The organism is Streptomyces termitum (genome assembly GCF_014650175.1).
Taxonomy (GTDB): domain Bacteria; phylum Actinomycetota; class Actinomycetes; order Streptomycetales; family Streptomycetaceae; genus Streptomyces; species Streptomyces termitum.
This window is the reverse complement of the sequence record NZ_BMUL01000007.1, coordinates 141,082-160,015: the sequence shown is the minus strand read 5'-3', so window position 1 is coordinate 160,015 and position 18,934 is coordinate 141,082. Positions and strand designations below refer to the sequence as shown.

At 74.0% G+C, this 18,934-nt stretch carries 16 protein-coding genes and 1 pseudogene; 9 read left to right on the top strand and 8 right to left on the bottom strand.

Annotation, left to right across the window (positions count from 1 at the left end; translation table 11 throughout):
- Positions 1-90: 90 nt before the first annotated feature.
- From IE219_RS15605 to IE219_RS15595, 3 genes and pseudogenes are all read left to right on the top strand, one after another.
- Positions 91-708, top strand: coding sequence for an ATP-binding cassette domain-containing protein (locus IE219_RS15605; RefSeq protein WP_189977598.1), 618 nt, complete (start codon positions 91-93; stop codon positions 706-708).
- A gap of 3 nt (positions 709-711) precedes the next feature.
- A complete protein-coding gene (locus tag IE219_RS15600) occupies positions 712-1,842 on the top strand; it encodes an LLM class flavin-dependent oxidoreductase (protein ID WP_189977596.1) in 1,131 nt (376 codons plus the stop codon).
- 161 nt (positions 1,843-2,003) lie between these two features.
- A pseudogene (locus tag IE219_RS15595) lies at positions 2,004-3,059 on the top strand (NAD(P)-binding domain-containing protein); the annotation flags it as partial.
- Positions 3,060-3,267: 208 nt separating this feature from the next.
- On the opposite strand, the gene IE219_RS15590 reads toward IE219_RS15595, so the two are convergent.
- From IE219_RS15590 to IE219_RS15585, 3 genes are all read right to left on the bottom strand, one after another.
- The gene (locus IE219_RS15590) at positions 3,268-3,570 is read right to left on the bottom strand and encodes a hypothetical protein (RefSeq protein WP_189977594.1); all 303 of its coding nucleotides are present in this window, start codon (positions 3,568-3,570) and stop codon (positions 3,268-3,270) included.
- 137 nt (positions 3,571-3,707) lie between these two features.
- Positions 3,708-3,836: a hypothetical protein gene (locus IE219_RS32275; protein WP_268256848.1), complete on the bottom strand. Its 129-nt coding sequence runs from the start codon at positions 3,834-3,836 to the stop codon at positions 3,708-3,710.
- Between the two features lie 49 nt (positions 3,837-3,885).
- Positions 3,886-5,721, bottom strand: coding sequence for an ABC transporter ATP-binding protein (locus IE219_RS15585; RefSeq protein ID WP_189977592.1), 1,836 nt, complete (start codon positions 5,719-5,721; stop codon positions 3,886-3,888).
- A 179-nt stretch (positions 5,722-5,900) separates the two neighbouring features.
- Here IE219_RS15585 and IE219_RS15580 point away from each other — a divergent pair, with 179 nt between their 5' ends.
- Positions 5,901-6,404: a MarR family winged helix-turn-helix transcriptional regulator gene (locus tag IE219_RS15580; RefSeq protein ID WP_229849779.1), complete on the top strand. Its 504-nt coding sequence runs from the start codon at positions 5,901-5,903 to the stop codon at positions 6,402-6,404.
- Between the two features lie 33 nt (positions 6,405-6,437).
- On the top strand, positions 6,438-9,371 hold the full coding sequence (locus IE219_RS15575; protein WP_189977590.1) for an FAD-binding and (Fe-S)-binding domain-containing protein: 2,934 nt from the start codon (positions 6,438-6,440) through the stop codon (positions 9,369-9,371).
- An 81-nt stretch (positions 9,372-9,452) separates the two neighbouring features.
- Here IE219_RS15575 and IE219_RS15570 read toward each other — a convergent pair whose 3' ends face one another.
- Both IE219_RS15570 and IE219_RS15565 read right to left on the bottom strand, forming a co-directional pair.
- The gene (locus IE219_RS15570) at positions 9,453-10,178 is read right to left on the bottom strand and encodes a S1 family peptidase (RefSeq protein ID WP_189977588.1); all 726 of its coding nucleotides are present in this window, start codon (positions 10,176-10,178) and stop codon (positions 9,453-9,455) included.
- 195 nt (positions 10,179-10,373) lie between these two features.
- Positions 10,374-11,165, bottom strand: coding sequence for a metal-dependent hydrolase (locus tag IE219_RS15565; protein WP_189977586.1), 792 nt, complete (start codon positions 11,163-11,165; stop codon positions 10,374-10,376).
- 132 nt (positions 11,166-11,297) lie between these two features.
- On the opposite strand from IE219_RS15565, the gene IE219_RS15560 reads away from it, so the two are divergent.
- On the top strand, positions 11,298-13,811 hold the full coding sequence (locus IE219_RS15560) for a DEAD/DEAH box helicase (protein WP_189977584.1): 2,514 nt from the start codon (positions 11,298-11,300) through the stop codon (positions 13,809-13,811).
- A 15-nt stretch (positions 13,812-13,826) separates the two neighbouring features.
- A complete protein-coding gene (locus IE219_RS15555) occupies positions 13,827-14,693 on the top strand; it encodes an acyl-CoA thioesterase (RefSeq protein ID WP_189977582.1) in 867 nt (288 codons plus the stop codon).
- A 15-nt stretch (positions 14,694-14,708) separates the two neighbouring features.
- Here the strand turns inward: IE219_RS15555 and IE219_RS15550 are convergent, their stop codons facing one another.
- Both IE219_RS15550 and IE219_RS15545 read right to left on the bottom strand, forming a co-directional pair.
- The gene (locus tag IE219_RS15550; protein ID WP_189977580.1) at positions 14,709-15,779 is read right to left on the bottom strand and encodes an RNA ligase (ATP); all 1,071 of its coding nucleotides are present in this window, start codon (positions 15,777-15,779) and stop codon (positions 14,709-14,711) included.
- A 112-nt stretch (positions 15,780-15,891) separates the two neighbouring features.
- Entirely contained in the window at positions 15,892-16,107 is a 216-nt protein-coding gene (locus IE219_RS15545; RefSeq protein WP_189977577.1) for a DUF6011 domain-containing protein, read from the bottom strand.
- A 37-nt stretch (positions 16,108-16,144) separates the two neighbouring features.
- Between IE219_RS15545 and IE219_RS15540 the strand changes: the two genes are divergently transcribed.
- The gene (locus tag IE219_RS15540) at positions 16,145-16,627 is read left to right on the top strand and encodes a glutathione peroxidase (protein WP_189977576.1); all 483 of its coding nucleotides are present in this window, start codon (positions 16,145-16,147) and stop codon (positions 16,625-16,627) included.
- Positions 16,620-17,396, top strand: coding sequence for a putative protein N(5)-glutamine methyltransferase (locus IE219_RS15535; RefSeq protein ID WP_189977574.1), 777 nt, complete (start codon positions 16,620-16,622; stop codon positions 17,394-17,396). The genes IE219_RS15540 and IE219_RS15535 overlap by 8 nt, the downstream gene beginning before the upstream one ends.
- Before the next feature lie 140 nt (positions 17,397-17,536).
- On the opposite strand, the gene IE219_RS15530 is transcribed toward IE219_RS15535, so the two are convergent.
- Complete coding sequence (locus IE219_RS15530) at positions 17,537-18,910, bottom strand: cytochrome P450 (protein ID WP_189977572.1); 1,374 nt, start codon at positions 18,908-18,910, stop codon at positions 17,537-17,539.
- Positions 18,911-18,934: the final 24 nt, after the last annotated feature.

The window sequence follows — 18,934 nt, the reverse complement described above, 5'->3', positions numbered from 1 at the left end:
CGCCGTCGTGCGCGCGTGTCCGCTCCGCGCCGCCCGGCGGTGACGCGTCCCCGTTCTCCCGCGCTCTTCCTTCCTCCTCGGAGTCCTGCCATGGCATCCGACCCTCGCCGGACGGTGACCGTCCGGGGGCTGACCCGTTCCTTCGGCGACCGGACAGTCCTCGACGGCCTCGATCTCACCCTGGAACCGGGGCGGTTCACCGCGCTCCTCGGGCCGCCGGGCTGCGGCAGGTCGACCCTGCTGCGGATCCTCGCCGGGCTCGACCCGGAGATCGGCGGCACCGTGCTCGTCCCCCGGCGGCGCGCCGCCGTCCTCTCCCCGACCCGGCCGGGACGGTGGCGGCGCGGCGGGCTCCGGCGGGCGCCGGTCCAGGACCCGGACCTGGTGCTGCTCGACGCGCCGGCCGCCGCGCCGGACCGGGCCGAGGCCCGGCGGCGCGGGCGCACCGTGCTGATGGCCGCCCGCGACGTGGACGAGGCGCTGTCGCACGCGGACCGCGTCGTGGTGCTGCGCGGCGGCGTCATCGCGTACGACGCTCCGGTCGTCCCGGGCGGCGGCCCGGCCCTCGCCCGGCTGCGCGCCCGGCTCCACGCCGAACTCGGCCTCCCCGCACCGGTGTCCGCGCCCGCCACCGCCCCCGTGCTCGTCGCCGCGTTCGCCTCGTCGGCGGGGCCGCGGATGGCGCGCCCCCTCGGAAAGGACGACTGACCCGTGACGGTCCACCTGCACTGGTTCCTGCCGACCGGCGGCGACGGACGCACCCTCGTCGACCGGCACGCGTACGCCGACGGCGGCATCACCCGCGGCGCGGGCGGGACCGCCGGGGTCCGCGCCCCCGACATCGACTACCTGGCGCAGATCGCGAAGGCGGCCGAACGGCTGGGCTTCGAGGCCGTCCTGACGCCCACCGGCACCTGGTGCGAGGACGCCTGGCTGACGACGGTCGCGCTGGCGCAGCACACCGAGCGGCTGAAGTTCCTGGTGGCGTTCCGGCCCGGGGTCCTCTCCCCCGTCCTCGCCGCGCAGATGGCGGCGACGTACCAGCGGATCACCCGGGGCCGGCTGCTGCTCAACGTGGTGACCGGCGGCGACGCCGCCGAACAGCGGCGGTTCGGCGACCACCTCGACCACGACCGGCGGTACGCGCGCACCGCCGAGTTCCTGTCGGTCGTACGGGGAGTGTGGAGCGGACGCCCGTACGACTTCCGGGGCGCGTACTACGACGTGGCGGGCGGGCTCACGGCGCTGCCGCCCGACCCGCTGCCGGAGGTCTTCTTCGGCGGCTCGTCGGCGGCGGCCGGTCCGGTCGCCGCCGAGCACGCGGACGTCTACCTGACCTGGGGCGAACCGCCGTGGCAGGTGAAGGAGAAGATCGACTGGATCCGGCGGCTCGCGGCGGAGCGCGGCCGGACGGTCCGCTTCGGCGTCCGGCTGCACACCCTCTCGCGGGACACCGCGCGCGAGGCGTGGGCGACGGCGGAGCGGCTGCTGGACGACCTCGACGCCGGGACGGTCGCGGCGGCGCAGGAGGCGCTGGCCCGCACCGAGTCGGTGGGCCAGCGGCGGATGCTCGCCCTGCACGGGGGCGGGGCGCTGGACCGGGACCGGCTGGAGATCGCGCCGAACCTGTGGGCGGGCGTCGGGCTGGTCCGGGGCGGGGCGGGCACGGCCCTGGTGGGCAGCCACGCGGACGTCGCCGACCGCATCGAGGAGTACCACGACCTGGGCGTGGAGCACTTCGTGCTCTCCGGCTACCCGCACCTGGAGGAGGCGTACTGGTTCGGGGAGGGCGTGACACCCCTGCTCACCGGGCGCGGCCTGCTGGCGAGCGGAACCCGGTAGGGGGGTGCCGGCCCCGGTGAGAGCGGGTACGGACGCGAGGGCGGGGAAGGTCCCGTGGGACCGGTGCCGCGCGGCCGCCCCGCGACGGCGCGGGCGCGGGGAAGATCCCGGGGGCCGGCCCGGTTGGTAGAAGCGTGAACGATTCTGTGGGTGCGGCAGCGGTGCGGGCGGTGGACGTCGTGGTGATCGGCGCCGGGCAGGCGGGGCTGTCCGCCGCGTTCCACCTGCGACGCGCCGGCCTGGAGCCGGACCGGGACTTCGTCGTGCTCGACCACGCGCCGCGTCCGGGCGGGGCCTGGCAGTTCCGCTGGCCCTCGCTGACCTACGGCAAGGTGCACGGGATGCACGCGCTGCCGGGCATGGAGCTGACCGGGGCCGACCCGGCCCGGCCCTCCTCCGAGGTGATCGGCGGCTACTTCGACGGCTACGAGCGGACGTTCGACCTGCGGGTGCACCGGCCGGTGGACGTGACCGCCGTGCGCGAGGGCGAGGGCGGCCGGCTGCGGGTCGAGACCTCGGAGGGCGTGTACGCGCCCCGGGCGCTGGTCAACGCCACCGGGACCTGGGACCGGCCCTTCTGGCCGCACTACCCCGGCCAGGAGACCTTCCGGGGACGGCAGCTGCACACGGCCGGGTATCCGGGGCCCGAGGCCTTCGCCGGACTGCGGGTGATCGTGGTGGGCGGCGGGGCGTCGGCCACCCAGCACCTCCTGGAGATCGCGGAGCACGCCGCCGCGACGACCTGGGTGACCCGGCGCGAGCCGGTCTACCGGGAGGGTTCCTTCGGCGAGGCCGAGGGGCGCGCGGCGGTCGCGCTGGTGGAGGAGCGGGTGCGGCAGGGGCTGCCGCCGCGCAGCGTGGTCTCGGTGACGGGGCTGCCGCTCAACGACGCGATCCGCGCGGGACTGGCGAACGGCGTCCTCGACCGGCAGCCGATGTTCGAACGGATCACGCCGACCGGGGCGGTCTGGGCGGACGGCCGGACGGTCGACGCGGACGTGATCCTGTGGGCGACCGGCTTCCGGGCCGCGATCGACCACCTGGCCCCGCTGCGTCTGCGGGGGCCGGGCGGCGGCATCCAGGTGGAGGGGACCCGCGCCGTCCTGGACGAGCGCGTCCACCTGGTGGGTTACGGCCCCTCGGCCTCCACGATCGGCGCCAACCGGGCCGGCCGCGCCGCCGTCCGCGAGATCCGCCGCCTCCTCACCCACGGGCCGAGCGGGACGGACGAGACGGGCGGTACGGGCACAGGCACGGGCACGACAGGCACGGCGGACGGGGCCGGCACGGTGGACGGGGCCGGCGGGACGGCCGGAGCAGGTGCGGCCGGCGGCGCGGGCGCGGCGATCGCGGCGGGCGGGACCGGGGCGGCCGGTGAGTCCGGCGGCCCGTCTCCCGAGCCGGTGCCCGCGCGGTCGTCCGCCGTCACGGCCTGAGCGATCCGTCGCGCGGGCGCCATCCTCCCTCCGGGGCGCGCAGCCCGGTCTCGTACCGCCTCGGCACCTCCGGGTACCTCGGGGCGTCCTCCGGCCAGCCCGTGTCGCGGGCGAAGAGGACCTGGGTGAGGACGTCGTGGGCGAGGGCGAAATGTCGCTCGTCCGGATGGGTGGTGAGCCGGATCTCGACCCACGCGTCGTCGAATTCCGCGCCGGTCACCCGGGCGAGTCGCCTGGCCTGCCAGGAGGTGATGGGAGACCAGATCCAGCGACGTCGTCTGAGGTGCTTCATGCGCTGCCCAACGAGCCGGAGCCCTTCGCGATATCGACCAAATCGGTCGATATCGGAACATCTGCCACCCGCGCACACGACGGCGCCGCCGACCCCCTGGGACGGGGGACCGACGGCGCCGGGAACCGCTGCTCGGATCAGATGAGCCAGCCCAGGAAGTGGAAGACGCCGGCGAGCAGATCGGTGATGACGTTCATGGTGGTGCTCCTCGTACAGGTGTTTCGTGGGACGGTGCGGTCGCGGTCTGCAGCCCGTCGCTCGCACAACGTAATCATCCGACCCCGTACGGGAGTTGAGCCATGAATCCCGGAACGATCACACGTTCGTGGGAACAACCGCTCCCACGTTCGCCTGTTCGTCCCGGCGGACCAGGGCGGCGTACTTCCCGTCCCGGAGCATCAGCTCCTCGTGGGTGCCGCTCTCCGCGATCCGGCCGTCCTCCAGGACGACGATCCGGTCGGCGTCGCGGACGGTGGAGAGCCGGTGGGCGATGGTGATCGTGGTGCGGCCCGCCGAGAGGGAGTCGATGGCCTGCTGGACCGCGTGCTCGGTGCGGGTGTCGAGGGCACTGGTGGCCTCGTCGAGGATGAGCACCGGCGGGTCGCGCAGGATCGTGCGGGCGATGGCCAGCCGCTGCTTCTCGCCGCCGGAGAAGCGGTAGCCGCGCTCGCCGACCAGGGTGTCGTAGCCGTCGGGCAGCGAGGAGATGTGGTCGTGGATCTGGGCGGCCCGCGCGGCGGCCTCGATCTCCGCGCCGGTGGCGTCGGGCTTGGCGAAGCGGAGGTTGTCGGCGACGGAGGCGTGGAAGAGGTACGTCTCCTGGGAGACCACGCCGATCGCGTCGGCGAGGGTGGCGAAGTCGAGGTCGCGGACGTCGGCGCCGTCGAGGGTGACCCGGCCCTCGGTCACGTCGTAGAGGCGGGGCACCAGGTAGCTGAGCGTGGACTTGCCGGAGCCGGTCGGGCCGACCACGGCCAGGCTGCCGCCGGCGGGGACGGTGAGGTCGATGCCGTCGAGGGTGGGCCGGCCGCCGCCCTCGGGGTCGTACCGGAAGCGGACCTTCTCGAAGCCGATCTCGCCGCGGACGGGGCCGAGGCGGACGGGCTCCGCGGGCTCGGTGATGTCCACCGGCAGGTCGAGGTACTCGAAGATGCGCTGGAAGAGGGCGAGCGAGGTCTGCATCTGGACGCCGGTGGAGAGCAGGCTCACGGTGGGGCGGAAGAGCCCCTGCTGGAGCGAGACGAAGGCGACCAGGGTGCCGAGCGAGATCGCCGCGCCGTCGATCCCCGTGGCGAGGCCGGCGGCCCAGTAGAGCAGGGCGGGCATGGCGGCCATGACGATGCCGATGACGGACATCCGCCACCGCCCGGCCATGGAGGAGCGCACTTCGAGGTCGACGAGCCGCTCGGACTCCCGGGCGAAGGACTCGGTCAGCGAGTCGGCGCGGCCCATGGTGCGGCCGAGCAGGATGCCGCTGACGGAGAGCGACTCGGTGACGGTCGCGGCCATCGCGGCCATCTGCTTCTGCCGCTGGGTGGTGATCCGCTTGCGCTCCCGGCCGACCCGGCGGCTGATCCAGACGAAGACGGGGAGCAGCAGCAGCGAGACCAGGGTGAGCCGCCAGTCGAGGGCGAGCATGGCGACCACGCTGGCGACGACGGCGGTGAGGTTGGAGACGAGGGAGGTGGCCGTGGAGGTGACGGTCGCCTGCATGCCGCCGATGTCGTTGGCTATCCGGGACTGGACCTCGCCGGTCCGCGTCCGGGTGAAGAAGGCGAGCGGCATCCGCTGGAGCCGGCCGTAGACGGCGGTGCGCAGGTCGTGCATGACGCGCTGGCCGACCGTGGTGGAGATCAGGGTCTGGAGCACGCCGAAGACGCCGGTCAGCACGGCGGTGGCGATCATGCCGAGGGCGAGCAGGCTGAGGAGCCCGGTGCGGCCCTGGGGGATCGCGGTGTCGAGGATCTCCTTGAGGAGGAACGGCGAGGCGACCGAGACCAGCGAGGCGGCGGCGACCAGGAGGCCGACGAGCGCGAGGCGGCCGCGGTAGGGGCGGAAGAGGCCGAGGATGCGCCGCAGCTGGGCGGGCTCCTTCGGCTGCGCGGGGTCGCGCGGCGGTGGGGTCCAGGTGGACTGGTCGTGGGGGTGCATGGGCTCCTTCGAGAGGGTGCGGGCTCGTGGGCTTACGGACTCGTGAGGTGCGCGAGCGGGCGCACGGGCGGGCACGCGGAACAGACGGACGCGCCGGAACACACGAACGCATTCGAAAAGAGACTGTAGCTCACTCTTACCTATGTTCACAATGAACCAGGTCCTGATATTGTTCCCCCATGAGCGATCCCGGCCTGACCGCCCCCGGTACGAGCGAGCCTCCGGGCGCCCCCGTCGCGGGCGCCGCCGACCCCGACGGGCTCCTCGCCGAGCAGCTGCTCCGGCTGACCCGCCGGCTCCACCGCATCCAGAAGCGCCACCTGGAGCCGGTCGGCATCACCCCCGCCCAGTCCCGGCTGCTGCGCCTGGTCGCGCACTTCGGGGACGCCCCGCCCCGGATGGCCGACCTCGCCGCCCGCCTGGAGGTCGTCCCGCGCGCCGTGACCAGCCTCGTCGACGGCCTGGAGGGGGCCGGCCGGGTCCGCCGGGTGCCCGACCCGACCAACCGCCGGGTGGTGCGGATCGAGCTGACCGACGAGGGGCGCGCCACGCTGCGGGAGCTGCGCAGCGCGCGCCGGGCCGCCGCAGAGGACATCCTGGCTCCATTGACCGCCGAACAGCGCGAGGAGCTCGGAGGACTGCTGACCGCCCTGGCCGGTCCCACCCCGGAGGGCGGCTGCTGAGACCGCCGGGTCCGCGCCGAGGGGAGCCGTGCCATGCCGCTGCTGGAACCGAACCCGCGGGCCCTCGGCCCGGGCCGGAGGCGGACCCCTGCGCCCGACCGGGTCCCCGACCTCCAGGCCCGGGGCACGCCGCGCCGGCTGCGGGAGGAGCTGGCGGCGCTGATCGGGCCGGAGAAGGTCCTCTCCGGCGTCTCCGACCTGGTGCGGTACGCCTCCGACGCCAGCCCCTACCGGTTCCTGCCCCAGGTCGTCGTGGTCGCCGAGGACGTCGACGACGTCTCCGCCGTGCTGTCGTACGCGCGCGGCAAGGGCCGCGAGGTGGTCTTCCGGGCCGCCGGGACCAGTCTCAACGGGCAGGCCCAGGGCGAGGACATCCTCGTCGACGTGCGCCGCCACTGGGCCGGGGTGGAGGTCCTCGACGGCGGTGCCCGCGCCCGGATCCGCCCCGGGACCACCGTCGTCCGGGCCAACGCCGCGCTCGCCCCGTACGGGCGCGTGCTCGGCCCCGACCCGGCCAGCGCCGTCGCCTGCACCATCGGCGGAGTCGTCGCCAACAACGCCTCCGGCATGACCGCGGGCACCACCCGGAACTCGTACCGGACCGTCTCCTCGCTCACTGTCGTGCTCCCCGGCGGGACCGTCGTGGACACCGCCGACCCGGCCGCCGACGAGGAGCTGGCCCGCGCCGAGCCCCGGCTCTGCGCGGGGCTGCTCGCCCTCAAGGCGGAGATCGAGGCCGACGTGGAGCTGACCGCCCGGATCCGCGCCAAGTACCAGATCAAGAACACCAACGGCTACCGGCTCGACGCCTTCCTCGACGGCGCCACCCCGGTGGAGATCCTGCGCGGCCTCATGGTCGGCTCCGAGGGCACCTTCGGCTTCCTCTCCGAGGTCGTCCTCGACACCCTCCCGCTGGACCGGCTGGTCTCCACCGCCCTGCTGTTCTTCCCCTCGCTGCCCGCCGCCGCGGCGGCCGTGCCGCGCTTCAACGAGGCGGGCGCGCTCGCCGTCGAGCTCATGGACGGCAACACCCTGCGGGCCTCGGTCAGCGTGCCCGGCGTCCCCGCCGACTGGGCCGGGCTGCCCAAGGAGACCACCGCGCTGCTCGTCGAGTTCCGGGCCCCCGACGAGACGGCCCTGGCCGCGTACGAACGGGCCGCCGGGGCGGTCCTGGACGGGCTCGACCTGGTCGCCCCGGTACCCTCCGCCGTCAACGCCTTCACCCGCGACGCGGGCACGATCGGCGGCTACTGGAAGGCCCGCAAGGCCTTCGTGACCGCCGTCGGCGGCTCCCGCCCGTCCGGGACGACCCTGATCACCGAGGACTTCGCGGTGCCCCCGGCGCGGCTCGCCGAGGCGTGCGCGGAGCTGCTGGAGCTCCAGGCCCGGCACGGCTTCGACGCCGCCGTCGCCGGCCACGCCGCCCACGGCAACCTCCACTTCCTGCTCGCCTTCGACGCCGCCGACCCCGCCGACGTCGGGCGGTACGCCGCCTTCATGGACGAGTTCTGCGCGCTGACCGTCGAACGGTTCGACGGCTCCCTCAAGGCCGAGCACGCCACCGGCCGCAACATCGCCCCCTTCCTGGAGCTGGAATGGGGCCCGAAGGCCACCGCGCTGATGTGGCGCACCAAGGAGCTCATCGACCCCGACGGGGTCCTCGCGCCCCGGATCGTCCTCGACCGCGACCCGCAGGCCCACCTGCGCGGCCTCAAGACGATCCCGTCCGTGGAGCCGATCGCCGACCCGTGCATCGAGTGCGGCTTCTGCGAACCGACCTGCCCCAGCCACGACCTGACGACCACTCCGCGCCAGCGGATCGTGCTGCGCCGCGAGATGCTGCGGCAGGCCGACGGCTCCCCCGTCGAGAACCGGCTCCTGGAGGCGTACGGCTACGACGCCGTCGACACCTGCGCCGGCGACTCCACCTGCAAGCTGGCCTGCCCGGTCGGCATCGACACCGGCGCCCTGATGAAGGAGTTCCGGCACGAGCGGCACTCCCCGCGCGAGGAGCGGATCGCCGCCCTCGCCGCGAAGAACTTCCGGGCCGTGGAGGCCGCCGCGCGGCTCGCGGTGGCCGCCGCCGACCGGCTCGACGACCGGCTCCTGGAGCGGGTGACCGGCCTCGCCCGCAAGGCCGTCCGGCCCGACCTCGTCCCCGAGTGGCTGCCCGAGATCCCCGGCGCCGCGCCCCGGCGGCTGCCCCGCACCCACCGCCCGGCGGCCGTCGCCGTCTACTACCCGGCCTGCGTCAACCGCATCTTCGGCAATCCCCCCGACGCCTCCGCCGCACCCGGCCCCTCCCTGCCGGAGGCCGTGGTCGCCGTCTCGGCCCGCGCCGGGCGGCCCGTCTGGATCCCCGACGACGCGGCCGGCACCTGCTGCGCCACCATCTGGCACTCCAAGGGGTACGTCCGGGGCAACGAGGTGATGGCCAACCGCATCGTGGAGGCCGCCTGGGGCTGGACCGCCGGCGGCCGGCTCCCGCTGGTGGTGGACGCCTCCTCGTGCACCCTCGGCATCGCGCGGGAGGTCGTCCCGTACCTCACCGAGGACAACCGCGCGCTGCACGCCGAACTGACCGTCGTGGACTCCCTGGTGTGGGCCGCCGACGAGCTCCTCCCCCGGCTGGAGGCCCGCCGCCGGGTGGGCTCCGCCGTGGTCCACCCCACCTGCTCGATGCACCACCTGGGCGACGCCGGGGAGCTGGCGGCCGTCGCCGGGTTCTGCGCGGAGGAGGTCGTCGTCCCGGTCGACGCGGGCTGCTGCGCCTTCGCCGGGGACCGGGGCATGCTCCATCCGGAGCTGACGGCCTCGGCGACCGCCCGCGAGGCGGCCGAGGTCACCGCCCGGCCCTTCGACGCGCACCTGTCGGCCAACCGGATGTGCGAGATCGGCATGGACCGGGCCACCGGCCGCCGCTACGCCTCCGCCCTCCTCGCCCTGGAGCGCGCGACCCGGCCGTGACGGCGGGGAGGCGGGAGCCGGCCGGAAAGCGGGGGTGACCCGTGCCCGGCGGGGGCACGGGTCACCGGTGCCGTGCGGCGGTCAGACGCCGGCGATCGACTGGATCCAGGAGCGGTAGGCCGTCACGTTGGTGTACGCGGTGGTGGTCTGGCGGTCGCTGGTGGAGGCGACCCCGACCTGGACGCCGCCGGCCATCATCGGACCGCCGGAGTCCCCGCCGGCGGTGATGCCGTCACCGCGCCGGGCGCAGATCGCGGAGCCGTTGTAGGCGTCGCGGCAGCCGCTGGTCACCGTCACGTTGGCGACCTTGAGGTAGCGGGACTGGCAGTTGGCCTCGGAGCCGCACTGCGAGGTGGCGCCCCAGCCGTAGACCTGGACGTTCTGTCCGACGGTCACCGAGCCGGGCTGGCCGAGCCGGGCGTAGGTGGTGCTCACGGAGCGGTCCAGGCGGACCAGCGCGAGGTCGGCGCTGTGGGTGTAGGTCTGGACGCCGTTGGCGGTGGTGCCGCCGCTGTACTGGTCCAGGCTGCCGATCCGGAAGGACAGGCCGCCGCCGGTGACGCAGTGCTTGGCCGTCAGGATCCAGGTGGGCGCGATGATGGTCGCGGAACAGGTCTCGCGGCCGTTCGAGAGCAGGCGGGCGGCCCAGGGGCCGCTCTGGGCGTAGCCGCCCCCGATGATCGGCCGGACGGTCGTGGCCCCGGCGCGGGCGGGCGCCGGGTCCGCCGCGGTGGCGGCGGGCGCGAAGAGGGCGAGCACGGAGAGCGCCGCGGCGACGGCGGCCGCCCATAAACGGTGCGTACGCAAGGTTCCTCGTCTCCGGCGGCCCCCGGAGGCGCCGCCTCCTGTGGGGGGTGGGTGGAACCAGAGTGGGCACGCGCCGCGCCCGGGGGTAATCCCGTTCGCCTATAACACCGTGTTATTCCCGGGAGGACGGAGGAGGACCGGGAGGAAAAGGGGAGGCCGCCGGGGCCTGTCCGGCGGTTCTTCGCCGGACAGGCCCTAGATGAGGTTGAGGGCGGCCGCCCCGCCTATCCCGCCGAGGATCATGAAGACGGGGGTGAGGACCTTCAGTTCGACCCAGCTGCCGGCCCGGAAGCGCATGCCCTTGGGCGGGCCGAGCGGGTACCAGCGCTTGCGGCCGATGGGGAGGGGCCACAGGATCGGGCAGCCGGAGACGGTGAGCGCGTCGCCGATGTCGTGGACGAGGGCGCCGAGGACGATCGGCAGGCCCAGCCACAGGTATTCCTGACCGGGGCCGGTGAAGAGCCAGTTCGCGCCGTTGCCCGGCTGGTCGAGGACGTCGGCGAGGAGCCAGGCGCTGGTGGCGCCGAGGAGCCAGACGAGGACGTCGCTGGACATCCGGGCGGCCCGCCAGAGCAGGCCCTCGACGGCGAGGACGAGGTGGACGAAGAGGATCGCGAGGACGGCCCAGCGGCCCCCGGTGACGGCGGCGGCCGCCGCGCCGCCGCCGATGAGCACGGCCCACAGCCAGGTGTGGGTGAGGGTGCGGTGGCCGCCGGAGCGGCGCGGGTCGTGGGAGCTGCGGGTCGCCTTGTAGACGGCGTACGAGAGTTTGTCGACGATCTCGCAGAGGGTGCGGGAGACGGGGCCGAAGGCCCGCGAGATGGTGGCCGACTTGTGGTCGAGGTCGGGGGCGAGGGCGGCGCCCGCGCAGATGAGCGCGCCAACCAGGAGCACCGGCCACGGCATGGGTCGGTCGAGGGCGGCCGCGGCGGCTCCCACGCCCAGCCAGGCCGCCGCTCCGGACAGCGAGTGCGCCGGTCCCATCATGTTCGGTTCCGCCCCGTTTCTCCCCTGCCGGTGCCGCGTCGGCGACCGGTCGACTGATCAGCCTATCGTTCGTGATCTTCACGTTCGACGGCCGGTTCCCTCATCGGAGCGGAATGCAGGCAAGATGGTGACGTGACCCTTATCGATCAGCTGCCGCCGACCGCCGACCCCGACGCCCTCTTCGAGGCCTTCTCCACCTGGGCCGAGGGCCGGGGCATCTCGCTCTACCCGGCGCAGGAGGAGGCGCTGATCGAGGTGGTGTCGGGGGCGAACGTGATCCTGTCGACGCCGACGGGGTCCGGGAAGTCGCTGGTGGCGGCGGGGGCGCACTTCACGGCGCTCGCCAACGACCAGGTCACCTTCTACACGGCGCCGATCAAGGCGCTGGTGTCGGAGAAGTTCTTCGACCTGTGCAAGATCTTCGGCACCGAGAACGTCGGCATGCTGACCGGCGACGCGTCGGTGAACGCGGACGCGCCGGTGATCTGCTGCACGGCGGAGGTGCTGGCGTCGATCGCGCTGCGGGACGGCAAGGACGCCGACATCGGCCAGGTCGTGATGGACGAGTTCCACTTCTACGCGGAGCAGGACCGGGGCTGGGCCTGGCAGATCCCGCTCCTGGAGCTGCCGCAGGCGCAGTTCGTGCTGATGTCGGCGACGCTCGGCGACGTGTCGATGTTCGAGAAGGACCTGACGCGGCGGACGGGCCGGCCGACGGCGGTGGTCCGGTCGGCGACGCGGCCGGTGCCGCTGTCGTACGAGTACCGGCTGACGCCGATCACGGACACCATCACCGAGCTCCTGGAGACGCGGCAGGCGCCGGTGTACATCGTGCACTTCACGCAGGCGCAGGCGGTGGAGCGGGCGCAGTCGCTGATGAGCATCAACATGTGCACGCGGGAGGAGAAGGACCGGATCGCCGAGATGATCGGCAACTTCCGGTTCACCACCTCCTTCGGCCGCAACCTCTCGCGCTACGTGCGGCACGGCATCGGCGTGCACCACGCGGGCATGCTGCCGAAGTACCGGCGGCTGGTGGAGAAGCTGGCGCAGGCGGGCCTGCTGAAGGTGATCTGCGGGACGGACACGCTGGGCGTCGGCGTCAACGTGCCGATCCGGACGGTGCTGTTCACGGCGCTGACGAAGTACGATGGCAACCGGGTGCGGACGCTGCGGGCCCGGGAGTTCCACCAGATCGCGGGCCGGGCGGGCCGGGCCGGGTTCGACACGGCCGGGTTCGTGGTGGCGCAGGCGCCCGAGCACGTCATCGAGAACGAGAAGGCGCTGGCGAAGGCGGGCGACGACCCGAAGAAGCGGCGCAAGGTGGTGCGCAAGAAGGCGCCGGAGGGCTTCGTCGCCTGGTCGGACACGACCTTCGAGAAGCTGATCGGCTCCGAGCCGGAGCCGCTGACCTCGCGCTTCCGGGTCACCCACACGATGCTGCTGTCGGTGATCGCGCGGCCGGGCAACGCCTTCGACGCGATGCGCAAGCTCCTGGAGGACAACCACGAGCCGCGCCGCAACCAGCTCAGGCACATCCGCCGGGCCATCGCGATCTACCGTTCGCTGCTCGACGGCGGCGTGGTGGAGCAGCTGGAGACGCCGGACGCGGAGGGCCGCACGATCCGTCTGACGGTCGACCTCCAGCAGGACTTCGCGCTGAACCAGCCGCTGTCGACGTTCGCGCTGGCCGCCTTCGACCTGCTGGACCCGGAGTCGCCCTCGTACGCCCTGGACATGGTGTCGGTGGTGGAGTCGACGCTGGACGACCCGCGCCAGATCCTCGCCGCGATGCAGAACAAGGCGCGCGGGGAGGCCGTCGGGCAGATGAAGGCCGACGGGGTGGAGTACGAGGAGCGGATGGAGCGGCTCCAGGAGATCTCGTACCCGAAGCCGCTGGAGGAGCTGCTCTGGCACGCGTACGACGTGTACCGGAAGTCGCATCCGTGGGTCGGCGACCACCCGGTGTCGCCGAAGTCGGTCATCCGCGACATGTACGAGCGGGCGATGACCTTCACCGAGTTCACCTCGCACTACGAGCTGGCGCGGACCGAGGGCATCGTGCTGCGCTATCTGGCGAGCGCGTACAAGGCGCTGGACCACACGATCCCGGACGACCTGAAGACGGAGGACCTGGAGGACCTGATCGCCTGGCTGGGCGAGCTGGTGCGGCAGGTGGACTCCTCGCTGCTCGACGAGTGGGAGCAGCTGGCCAATCCGGAGGTCCAGACGGCCGAGGAGGCCCAGGAGAAGGCCGACCAGGTCAAGCCGGTCACGGCGAACGCGCGGGCGTTCCGGGTGCTGGTGCGCAACGCGATGTTCCGCCGGGTGGAGCTGGCGGCGCTGGACGACGTGGCGGCGCTGGGCGCGCTGGACGGCGACTCCGGCTGGGACGCGGACGCGTGGGGCGAGGCGATGGACGCGTACTGGGACGAGTACGACGACCTCGGCACGGGCCCGGACGCGCGCGGTCCGAAGCTGCTCTCCATCGAGGAGGACGCGGCGCACGGCCTGTGGCGGGTCCGGCAGACCTTCGCCGACCCGAACGACGACCACGACTGGGGCATCGGCGCGGAGGTGGACCTGGCCGCCTCCGACGAGGAGGGGCGCGCGGTCGTCCGCGTGACGTCCGTCGGACAGCTGTAACGGAGGAGCGCAGTGGTGACGAATCCCGCCGACCGGTTGGTGGACCTGCTCGACCTCGAACGGATCGAGGTGAACATCTTCCGCGGCCGCAGTCCGCAGGAGTCGCTCCAGCGGGTCTTCGGCGGGCAGGTCGCCGGGCAGGCCCTAGTGGCGGCCGGGCGGACCGTGGACGAGGACCGTCCGGTGCACTCGCTGCACGCGTACTTCCTGCGGCCGGGCCGGCCCGGCGTGCCGATCGTCTACCAGGTGGAGCGGGTGCGGGACGGCCGGTCGTTCACGACCCGGCGGGTGACGGCCGTGCAGGAGGGCCGGACGATCTTCAATCTGACGGCCTCCTTCCACAAGCCGGAGGAGGCGGCCTTCGAGCACCAGCTGCCGCCCCGGCACCTGGTGGACCCGGAGACGCTGCCGACGCTTCCGGACGAGGTCCGCGACCATCTCGGGGGGCTGCCGGAGGCGCTGGAGCGGATGGCGCGGCGGATGCCGTTCGACATCCGGTACGTCGACCGGCTGCGCTGGACGAAGGACGAGGTGAAGGGCGCGGACCCGCGCAGCGCGGTGTGGATGCGGGCGGTGGGTCCGCTGGGCGACGACCCGCTGGTGCACACCTGCGCGGTGACGTACGCCTCCGACATGACGCTGCTGGACGCGGTGCGGCTGCCCGTCGAGCCGCTGTGGGGGCCGCGCTCCTTCGACCTGGCGTCGCTGGACCACGCGATGTGGTTCCACCGACCGTTCCGGGCGGACGAGTGGTTCCTGTACGAGCAGGAGTCCCCGGTCGCGACCGGCGGCCGGGGACTGGCCCGGGGCCGGATCTACGACCGGGAGGGCCGGATGCTCGTCTCGGTGGTCCAGGAGGGCCTGTTCCGCTCCCTGGGCTGAGGGCGCGGGCCCGGGTCACTCGTACTCGGTGCCGTCCTTGCGGGTGAGGTAGGCCGGGCTGACGGCCTTGGCGACGGCCCGGCCGCCGGTGACGGGGCTGTGCCGCTCGGTGACGGGCCGGACGACGACGCCCTCCCGCAGGTGGGCGGAGCGCCCGGAGACGGTCTCGGTGCCGGTCGCGTGGGCGAGGACGACGTCGGGGTCGTAGGGCCCCTCGTACAGACGCGGTACGAGGGGGACCTCGCCCGGCTCCAGGACGGCGGCCGGGTCCAGCCAGCGGACGTGGCCGTCGATCTCGGCGGCCACGTCGAAGAGGGCGTAGCCGAGGCGCTCGCTCCGGGCGTCGGCGCCGTAGCCGAGGTCCTGGACGCCGGAGCCGTACACCTCGCCGAAGAGGCCGATCCGGGTGGCGCCGAGGCGGTCGGCGAGCCGGGCGGCGACGGCGGGCAGGCCGTGGCCGCGGACGGCCCGCCAGTAGAGGTTGCGCGGGTCCTCCCGGAGCGCGAGCCCCTTGGCGCCGAAGCCCTTGGAGGAGACCTGGACGCGGCCGGTGGCGGCGGTGTGGGTGAGCAGGCAGGCGGTGCCGTGGATCTTCTCGGTGAGGACGACGGGCTCGCCGGGGGCGAAGAGGCCGGGGTAGCGGTGGAGGTTCTCGATGTCGGTCCAGGGCAGCAGGTCGGGCGCGGGCTCGGCCTCGCCGCTCATGGTCGGCGGTATCGGGGGCACCCACTTGGTGACGCCGAGCCGCTCGGCGAAGTCGGTGCCGTCGGCGGCGGCGCGGGCGAGGTCGGTGTCCGCGAGGGCGGCGGGCCGGCAGACGATCCCCTGGGAGAGCTCCCCGCGCAGCCGGACCGCCTTGATCCGGTCGGAGGCGCGGCCGGCGAGCCGTCCGGTGAGGCCGAGTTCGGCGACGAGGGCGGCGGGCAGCACGGCCTGCTCGGGGAGGTAGACGGCGGCCTCGCCGGTCCGGTAGGCGCCCTTGGCGACGACGGCGCGGTAGAGCCCGACCTGGGCGAGTTCGAGGGCGTCGGCGTTCGGATGCGGATGGACGGTGAGGATCTCGGCGGTGACGCGCAGGGTGGACACGGTTCGGTGCTCCGCTCGGGATGGTCGGCTTCGTCTCTCGTCGCCGGTCACTGTGGCGGACCGTGAAATCCCTGGCCCAATGTTTTTCCCGCTGGTACCGGGCGGCGGCCGGTCAGTCCTCCAGGCCCGGCAGGGTGTCCTGGGCGACCTCGTGGCGGCGGGTGCGGATCTCCGGGGCGGGCGGGTGGAGCTTGGCGTCGCAGGTGGGGCCGAGTCCGGCACGGCGGGAGCCGGCGCCGGTGAGGGGGCGCCCGCAGAGCCGGCAGCGGACGGGCCGCGGGCCGGCGGGGGCGGAATCGATGGCGATTGCCAGTGGTTCGTCACTCATGCTGTGATCACACCCTAGTCCCGACGAGGAGTCCCCCATGAGTCTGTACGACATCCCGCTGACGTCGCCGGCCGGTGAGCCGGTCACCCTGGCCGACTTCCGGGACCGCGCGGTCCTGGTCGTGAACGTGGCCTCGAAGTGCGGTCTGACCCCGCAGTACGAGGGCCTGGAGCGGCTTCAGAAGACGTACGGCGGGCGCGGTCTGACCGTGGTCGGCGTGCCCTGCAACCAGTTCCTCGGGCAGGAGCCCGGCACGGCCGAGGAGATCGCGGAGTTCTGCTCGGCGACGTACGGCGTGACCTTCCCGCTGCTGGCGAAGACCGAGGTCAACGGCGACGGCCGGCACCCGCTGTACGCGGAGCTGACGAAGGTCGCGGACGCCTCCGGCGAGGCCGGTGACGTGCAGTGGAACTTCGAGAAGTTCCTGATCTCCGCCGACGGCGGGGTGACCCGGTTCCGGCCGCGCACCGAGCCGGAGGCGCCCGAGGTCGTGGCGGCGATCGAGGCCCTGCTTGTCTGACGTGGCGGACGCGACGGTGGTCGGGCGGCTGCGGGCGGCCGGCTGCGTCTTCGCCGAGGAGGAGGCGGAGCTGCTGTACGGCGCCGCCTCCGGCCCCGGCGAGCTCGACGCGCTGGTCCGGCGGCGGGCGGCCGGGGAGCCCCTGGAGCACGTGGTGGGGTGGGCCGCCTTCGCCGGGCTGCGGATCGAGGTGGGTCCCGGGGTGTTCGTGCCGCGCCGGCGCACCGAGTTCCTGGTGGAGCGGGCGGTGGCGCTGGCCCGGCCGGGCGCCGTCTGCGTCGACCTGTGCTGCGGTTCGGGCGCGGCGGCGGCGGTTCTCCTCGACCGGGTCGCGGGCGCCGTCGTGCACGCCGCCGACATCGAGCCGGCGGCGGTCGCCTGCGCGCGGCGGAACGTGGAGCCGCGCGGCGGGCGGGTGTACGGCGGCGATCTCTTCGCCCCGCTGCCCGGGGAGCTGCGCGGCCGGGTCGAGGTCCTCGTCGCCAATGTGCCGTACGTGCCGAGCGGCGAGGTGGGGCTGCTGCCCGCCGAGGCCCGCGAGCACGAGCCACTGGTCGCCCTGGACGGCGGCGCGGACGGGCTGGACGTGCTGCGGCGGGTGGCCGCCGGGGCGCCGGAGTGGCTGGCGCCGGGCGGCCGCCTGCTGTTCGAGACGAGCGGGCGGCAGGCGGAGGCGGCGGTCCGCGCGGTCGGGGCCCACGGGCTGCGCGCCGGGGTGGTGGCCGACGAGGAGTGGGGGGCGACGGTGGTCGTCGCGACCCTCTCGTAGGTCCGGGCTCTGGATCCAAGATCCGGGACCCAGGATCCGGGATCCGGCCTCTGGATCCAGAATCCAACATCCGGGATCTTGGATCCAAGATCCCGGATGTTGGATTCTGGATTCGGGATCCTGGATCCCGGCGCGGCCGGTCAGCCCTCCCGGGGAACCAGTCGGCAGCGGGCCGGGCCGGCGACCTGGAGGGTGATCGCGGAGGAGACGGGCACCTCGGTGTCGACGGCCTCGAAGCCGTGGCGCTGGAGGACCATCGCGAGCGCGATGACCGACTCCAGCATCGAGAAGTGCTGTCCGATGCAGGCCCGGGGCCCGCCGCCGAAGGGGAACCAGGCGTAGCGGGGCCGGGCCGCCTCCGCCTCGGGGGTGAAGCGGTCGGGGTCGAAGCGCTCGGGGTCCTCCCAGTAGGCGGGGTGCCGGTGGGTGACCCAGGGGGCGACGACGACATCGGCGCCGGCCGGGATGGCGACGCCGCCGACCTCGGTGGCGGCGACGGCCCGGCGGCCGATGACGGGCGCGGCCGGGAAGAGGCGCATCGTCTCCTTGAGGACCCGGGTGACGTAGGGCAGGGCGTCGAGGTCGGCGGCGCCGGGGGTGCGGCCGCCGAGGACCCGGTCGACCTCCTCGTGGGCACGGCGCTGGACGTCGGGGTGGCGGGCCAGGAGGTGGAGCGCGAAGCCGAGCGAGGTGGCGGTGGTCTCGTGGCCGGCGAGGAGGAAGACGAGGACCTGTTCGCGCAGTTCGGTGGCGTCGAAGGAGCTGTCCTCGGCGCTCTCGGCCTCGGCGAGGAGGGTGAGCAGGTCGTCGCCGTCGCCGGGGCCGCGTCCGGCGGCCTTCCGGTCGGCGATGATCCGGTCGCAGACCTCGTAGAGGGCCTGGTGGAGGGCGGCGGCCCGGCGGTTGCCGGGGGTGGGCCAGTCGCGGGGCACCTTGAGCGGGGAGTAGCCGCGGCGGAGCACGTAGGCACCGACGCCGGGGAAGCAGCGCTCGACGACGTCGACGGCGGTGTCGACGTCGGTGCCGAAGAGGATGCGGGCGACGGCGCGCAGCGCGAGCCGGGTGGATTCCTGGAGGACGTCGACGGAGTCGGCGCCGGCCTGGTCCCATTCGGCGGTGAGGGTGCGGACCTCGGCGGCCACGGCGGCGGCGTAGCCGTCGACGCGGCGCTTGGTGAAGAGGGGCTGGACGAGCCGGCGCTGGCGCAGGTAGTCCTCGTCCTGGCTGGTGAGCAGGCCGTTGCCGAAGGACTCGCGGATCTCCTGGTAGAAGGCGTTGTCCTTGCGGAAGTTGGCGGATTCCCCGGCGAGGACCTGCTGGGCGCCCTCGGCGGAGAAGACGCCGTAGACGACGGCGCGGGCGCCGGGCGGGCCCGCGGAGATGCGGACGACGTCGCCGTGGTCGCGGCGGGCGCGCAGGAAGGTGGCGAGCGAGTCGTTCTTCAGGTCGAGCAGGGAGCCGAGGACGGGCAGTCCGGTGAGCCGGGGTGCCTCGGTTCGGGTGGTGATGGCCATGTGCGTCTCCCCCATTGGTCGTTC